The organism is Catellatospora coxensis, from assembly GCF_016862635.1.
GTDB lineage: Bacteria > Actinomycetota > Actinomycetes > Mycobacteriales > Micromonosporaceae > Catellatospora > Catellatospora coxensis.
This window is the reverse complement of sequence record NZ_BONI01000096.1, coordinates 25,797-32,280: the sequence shown is the minus strand read 5'-3', so window position 1 is coordinate 32,280 and position 6,484 is coordinate 25,797. Positions and strand designations below refer to the sequence as shown.

Annotated in this window: 5 protein-coding genes; 4 read left to right on the top strand and 1 reads right to left on the bottom strand. The window is 74.7% G+C overall.

Going from position 1 to position 6,484, the window contains the following annotated elements; translation table 11 throughout:
- Positions 1-31: 31 nt before the first annotated feature.
- A complete protein-coding gene (locus tag Cco03nite_RS36740; protein ID WP_239167957.1) occupies positions 32-622 on the bottom strand; it encodes a 5-formyltetrahydrofolate cyclo-ligase in 591 nt (196 codons plus the stop codon).
- Positions 623-773: 151 nt separating this feature from the next.
- Between Cco03nite_RS36740 and Cco03nite_RS36735 the strand changes: the two genes are divergently transcribed.
- The 4 genes from Cco03nite_RS36735 (at position 774) to Cco03nite_RS36720 (ending at position 6,355) form a co-directional block, all read left to right on the top strand.
- A complete protein-coding gene (locus tag Cco03nite_RS36735; protein WP_239167956.1) occupies positions 774-3,398 on the top strand; it encodes a diguanylate cyclase in 2,625 nt (874 codons plus the stop codon).
- Between the two features lie 9 nt (positions 3,399-3,407).
- Positions 3,408-4,358 carry a UTP--glucose-1-phosphate uridylyltransferase gene (locus Cco03nite_RS36730; RefSeq protein WP_203698628.1) on the top strand — a complete coding sequence of 317 codons (951 nt, stop codon included), beginning with the start codon at positions 3,408-3,410 and terminating at the stop codon, positions 4,356-4,358.
- A gap of 1 nt (position 4,359) precedes the next feature.
- Positions 4,360-5,661, top strand: a complete 1,302-nt coding sequence (locus tag Cco03nite_RS36725) for a molybdopterin molybdotransferase MoeA (protein ID WP_203698627.1) — start codon at positions 4,360-4,362, stop codon at positions 5,659-5,661.
- Between the two features lie 67 nt (positions 5,662-5,728).
- Positions 5,729-6,355 (top strand): GNAT family N-acetyltransferase, encoded by a 627-nt coding sequence (locus Cco03nite_RS36720; RefSeq protein ID WP_203698626.1) that lies wholly within the window; start codon positions 5,729-5,731, stop codon positions 6,353-6,355.
- The last annotated feature ends 129 nt before the right edge of the window (positions 6,356-6,484 follow it).

The following is a 6,484-nucleotide window of genomic DNA, read 5'->3' as shown; positions in this document are numbered from 1 at the left end:
CCGCTGATTCGCTCGCGAGCTCGCTCATGCGTCAGCCGGGAATGCGCCGCAGGCCGCTCGGTGTGAGCATGCCGTTCACGCGCTGGTCGTGTGCTTCGGCGGGGATCTCGTCGAGCAGTTCGCCGTCGTACAGCAGCGCGATCACCGGCGTGCCGCCGCTCACCCGGGCCAGGGCGCGGTCGTAGCTGCCCCCGCCGCGGCCCAGGCGCGTGCCGCGCCGGTCGACCGCGACCGCCGGGACCAGCACCAGATCGGCCGTGGTGATCCCCGTCACGCCCAGCCGTGGCCCGGCCGGCTCGCGCAGCCCGAACGCGGCGGGTGCCAGCGACCCCGGCCCGGCGTAGGCGGCCCAGTCGAGATCGCGGTCGGGCCGCAGCACCGGCAGCAGCACCCGGGCCACGCCGGGTGTGGCGGCCAGCCGGTCGGGCAGCCCGGGGCCGCCGGGTTCGCCGGCCATCGGCACGTACGCGCAGACGGTCAGCGCCGCGCCGGGCGCGACCAGCTCTGGCAGCCGCGCGGCCAGCGCCGTGTCCGCCTCGTCGAGCGCGGCCGAGGTCTGCGCTCGGCGCGCCGCCAGCACCACGGCGCGCAGGTCGCGCTTGGCGGGGACGGGCGTGGTCACCGCCGCGAGCCCGCCCGGACGCGCCCGGTCGCAATGGTTACTGACAAAACGGAATATTCACTCATAACGTCCTCAGGTTGTACAAGCGACGCATCCTAGCGCGACGTTCGCCGTTGACCCCGGTGACTTCACCGCCGCCGAGGGGGAAAGTGTGACACTGCGCGCCCGGCTCACCACCGCCTTCCTGGCGGTGGTCCTCAGTCCCGTCCTGCTCGGCGCTTTCTTCGTCGGCACGATGGTCAGCAAGCTCTCCCACGAGCGGGCCACCGAGCGGCTGGCCGTCGCCGCCGGCTCGGTGCGCACCTCGGTCGGCTCGCTCTGCGGCCAGCTGCGCGCCGTCGCCGAGGGCGTCGCCGCCGCCCCGGCCGACCAGCGCCTGGCCACTGCGGAGCGCATGGTCGCCGCCGGACTCGCGGGCGGTGTGCACATCGACACCGGCGTCGACGGTGTCACCACCGCCCAGGCCCCGGCCCCGCCGTGGGCCGACTGCGCCGGGCCCGACCCGCAGGTGCGCCCGGACGCGGTCGCCGGATTCGAGGCGCTGTCGGCCCGGGTGCCGCTGGCCGGCCCGAACGGCGAGCCGACCGGCACCGTCTCGGCCGCCCTCACCGTCGACGGCGACCTGATCCGCCGCCTGGCCCAGGCCAGCGGCGCGCAGCTGACCCTGCTGCCTGGGACGGGCGTCCCGGCGGGCGCGCCCGCCGAAGACCCCGACCTGGCGGCCGACCCCGACGGCACCCTCGGCGAACCCAGCGGCGAGCCGGACGGCACGGGCGACACCGCCGACGGTGCCGAGGACGACACGGGCGGCATCGGCGGCATGCCCGGCGCTGTTCCGGGCGGCATCGGCGCGATCGGCCCGGGCCCGGGCGGCACCGGCACTGACGGCGCCCCCGCCGGTCCCGGAGCGAACGGCACCGCCGCCGGTCCCGGAACGAACGGGCAGGCCCTCGCCGGGGCCGGGGCCAACGGTGTGGCGGCAGGCGTGGCGGCGGGGCAGCCCGGCGACCTCACCGGCGGCGCGCTGCCCGTCGACCCGACGGCCGACGGGCCCGGCGCTGCCGACGCCGTCGCCGCTCCGGGCGGCATCGACCCGGGCGGCCCGGCGGGCGTGGACGGGGCGCAGGGGACCGGCGTGGCCGGGGACGAGCCGGTCGGCGGCGACTTCGGCCGCGAGGTCGACCTCGCCCCCGCGCCCGAGGACCCGGGCACGGGCGGTCCGGTGCACACCACCATGCTCGGCGCGGACGCGGCCACCATCAGCGGGTACGCGGGCAAGCTGGGCGACGGCGCGACCGGCGCGGCCGACAACGGGCACCTGGTGGCCCGGGTCGGGCCGGTGGCCGGGGAGCCGCTGCCGCTGGCCGTGTCGCTGCCCGCCCGCCCGCCGACCGGTCTCTACCTGCTGCTCACCCTCGTCGTACTGATCACCGCCGGGGTGGCCGTGACCGTGGCCTGGTGGCTGGCGAAGACCGCCACCGAACCCGTGGTCGAGCTGGCCGCGGCCGCCGACCGGGTGGCCGGCGGCGACCTGGACGCCCGGGTGCCGGTACGCGGCAACGACGAGATCGGCCGGATGGCCACCGCGTTCAACCACATGACCCGGGAGCTGCACACGTATGTGGCGGCGCTGACCGCCAGCCGCGACCAGCTGCGCGGGCACCTCGGCGTGCTCGGCGACACCCTGTCCAGCACCCACGACCTGGACCGCATCCTGCGGGTCATCCTGCAGACCGCCCGGCACGCCACCGGCGCGTCGGCCGGCATGGTGCTGCTGGCCGACCCGGCCACCGGCGCGCTGGTCGGCCAGTGCACCGAGGGCCTCGACGAGCGCTGGACGACCGGCGAGCGGGGCACCCTGCGGGTGCCGTACGGGCTGGGCCTGACCGGGTCCGTGGCCGCCACCGGTGTGCCGAGGCTGGGCCGCGTCGAGCGGGACGGGCCGCGGCTGGACCCGGGCGAGCCGGACTGCCGCACGTACATGGTGGTGCCGTTCTCGGCGCCGGGGCTGGGCGAGGCGAGCTCGTTCCCGCAGCCCGGGGCGCTGCCCGCGGCGCGCGGCGTGCTGGCCCTCTACGACCGGCTGGGCCGCGACGAGTTCGACGACTCCGATCTGGTCACCCTGCGCACCTTCGCCGGGCAGGCCGCGGTCGCGGTCGACAACGTACGGGTGCACGAGGAGGCGCAGCGGCTGTCCGTCACCGACCCGCTGACCGGGCTGTTCAACTACCGCTCGCTGCGCGACTCGCTGCGCCGGGAGTCCGAGCGGGCGGTGCGCTTCGGCCGGCGGCTGTGCGTGCTCGCTCTGGACCTGGACCGGTTCAAGGAGATCAACGACACCTACGGCCACGCCGCCGGGGACGCCGTGCTGGCCGAGTTCGCCCAGCGCATCCGGTACGAGATCCGCGAGGTCGACGTGGCGTTCCGGCACGGCGGCGAGGAGTTCGTGGTGCTGCTGCCGGAGACCGACGAGGTCGGCGGCGTCGCCGTCGCCGAGCGCCTGTGCGACGCGGTGCGCCGGGAGCCGATCATCGTGCCGGCCCGGGACGGCGGCGCGGACCTGTACGTCAATGTCACGGTCTCCATCGGACTGGCGGTGCTGCCCGACCACGGGTCGCAGGGCGCGGGAGTGCTCCAGGCGGCCGACGAGGCCCTGTACGCCGCCAAGGCGGCCGGGCGCGACACCTTCCAGGTCGCGCTGCCCGGCGGGATCCTGTGCCCATCCGGCGGCGCGTCGAGCAGCCCACAAGCCCCTCGACAGGCTCGGGGCCGTTAGTCTCGCGACATGTCGGAGCACACCCCCCACGCACAAGCGCACGGTCAGCGGGCCACCAAGGCGGTCATCCCGGCCGCCGGACTGGCGACCCGGTTCCTTCCGGCCACCAAGGCGGTGCCCAAGGAGTTGCTGCCGGTCGTCGACCGGCCGGTCCTGCAGTACATCGTGGAGGAGGCGTCGCGGTCGGGCATCAACGACGTCCTGCTGATCACGGGTCGCGGCAAGACCAGCATGGTCGACCACTTCGACCGCCAGCCGTACCTGGAGGCGCGGCTGGAGGCCAAGGGCGACCTGGAGCGCCTGGCCGCGGTCCGCGGGACGTCGGAGCTGGCCGAGATCTACACCTGCCGCCAGGGCGAGCCGCTGGGCCTGGGCCACGCGGTCTCCTACGCCGAGTCCCACGTGGGCGACGCCCCGTTCGCGGTGCTGCTGGGTGACGAGTTCACCGAGGAGTCGCAGCCGCTGCTGCCGCAGATGATCGAGCTGCAGTCGCGCACCGGCGGCATCGTGCTGGCCTTCATCGAGATTCCGCAGGACCAGGTCAACCGGTACGGCATCGCGTCGGTGTCCGACGCCGGTCCCGAGTACGCCGATGTGGACAATGTCGTACGGGTCACCGGGCTGGTGGAGAAGCCCGCCGTCGACGAGGCGCCGAGCAACCTGGCGGTCGTCGGCCGGTACGTGCTGCCCGGCACGATCTTCGACGCGATCCGGCGCACCAAGCCGGGCAGCGGCGGCGAGATCCAGCTCACCGACGCGATGGCGCTGCTGCTCGCGGAGGGCACCCCGGTGCACGGCATCGTGTACCGCGGGCACCGCTACGACACCGGCATGCCGCTGGGCTACCTGCAGGCCGTCGTGCAGCTGGCCAGCGAGCGGGACGACCTCGGCCCCGCCTTCACGGAGTGGCTGAAGTCCTTCGTCGCGGGACTCGACCGCAATGCGGGGAAGGCCGCCTGACATGACCGCCACGGTCAGGTCCACTCCGGACCCCGTCCATCTCGACGCGGCAGCCGCGGCCGAGCTGACGCCACTCGCCGACTACCTGGGCAGCGTGCTGCGCAGGCTGCGGGCGTTGCCGGCGTTGGATCTGGACCTGACCCAGGCGCACGGCAACGTGCTGGCCGACAACGTGGTGGCGAGCCACCCGTACCCGGCCTTCGACCAGGCCGCGATCGACGGCTACGCGGCGCGGTCCGAGGACGTCGCCGCGGCGGCAGCCGGCCGGCCCGCCCGGCTGAACGTGGTGGGCGACCTCGCCGCGTCCAGCTGGCGGCCGGCCCGGCTCACGCCCGGCACCTGCTTCTCCGTCGCCGCCGGGGCGGCCCTGCCGCAGGCCGCCGACGTGGTGGTGCCGATCCGCTGGACCGACCAGGGCATGGCCTCGGTCGAGGTGTACCACCCGGCCAAACGCGGCATGGGCGTACGCCGCACCGGCGAGATCGTCGCCGAGGGCATGGTGCTGGCGCGGGCCGGGACCACGGTGACCCCGGCGCTGGTCGGGGCGCTGGCCGCCAGCGGGATCGGGCACGTCGTGGTGCGGCCCAGCCCGCGCGTCGTGATCGTGTCCACCGGCGACGAGCTGGTCGAGGCGGGCCGGGTCTCGCAGGCCGGGCAGGTCGTCGACGTCAACTCGCACGCGCTGACCGCGGCCACCGCGGAGGCGGGCGCGCACGCGTACCGCGTGGGGATCTGCGACGACGACCCGGAGGCGCTGCGCGCGCTGCTGGAGGACCAGACGTTGCGCGCCGATCTGATCATCACCACCGGCGGGTCCGGCACCGGGCCGGGCGACATGGTGCGGCGCATCCTGTCCCGCCGCGACGGCAGCCGCGCGGGCATGGTGACCTTCACCGACGTGTCGCTGTACCCGTGCGGCACGCTCGGCTTCGGGACCGTCGGCAGTGCCGAGGAGGTGCCGATCGTGTGCCTGCCCGGCGAGCCCGGGGCCGCGCTGATCGGTTTCGAGGTGCTGGCCCGGCCCGTGATCCAGGTGCTGGCCGGGGCCGAGCCGGTGTTCCGGCCCTCGGTGCGCGGCCACCTGCTGGAGACCGTCGCCTCCCCGGGCGGGCTGCGCGAGTTCCGGCCCGCGCTGGTCGCCGAGCGCCGCGGGGGCGGCTACACCGTGCAACCGCTGCCGGGCGGTGCCCGTACCCTGGCCGGTATGGCGGAGGCGAACGGACTTCTGGTGCTGGGTGAGCGGGTGACCAGCGCGGCCGCGGGTTCCACCGTGGACGTGCTGCTGCTGGACCGTAGAAGATGAGGGAGCGTAGCGAGCGAATCATGTCTTCTGGTCCTCATGCTGCCGACGAGCGCAGCGAGGAGAAGGCATGACTTCGGCGGTGGGGTATCCGGCGGTGCTCACCGACGGGAACGTCGTGCTGCGGCCGTACCGGCGCGGCGACGCCGGGCAGTGGGTCGAGGTGCGCACCTACAACGAGGCCTGGCTGCGGCAGTGGGAGGCCACGCCGCCCGCGCCGTGGGCCGAGCTGAACTCGACCGCCGCGTTCCACATGATCCGGCGAGCCATGCGCAAGGGCGCCCGCCAGGGCGAGTCGATGCCGTTCGCGATCTGCGTACGCGAGCAGGGCCGCGAACGCCTCGTCGGGCACATCAACCTGGGCAGCATCGTGCGCCGGGCGTTCTCGTCGGCGTACTGCGGCTACTGGATCGACTCGCGGGTGGCCGGGCGCGGCATCATGCCCACGGCGCTCGCGCTCGTCGTCGACCACGCGTTCGGGCCGGGCCGCTTGCACCGGGTCGAGGTGAACATCCGGCCGGAGAACAAGCCCAGCCGCCGCGTGGTGGAGAAGCTCGGCTTCCGCGAGGAGGGTTACCACCCGCACTACATGTTCATCGACGGCGCCTGGCGCGATCACATCGGATACGCGTTGACCTGGGAGGACGTCGCCACCGACGGCGGCCTGATGGCCCGCTGGCGGCGCCGGCGCGGCTGAACCCGACTTCACCTTCGTACGGTGTGGCGTTACGCGATCACGTGATCACGAACGTAGGCTCCCCTCACTGGAAGTCTTACGGTGGCCGATCGATGGGCCGGTCGCCGCACTACGGGTGTGACGGGAGGG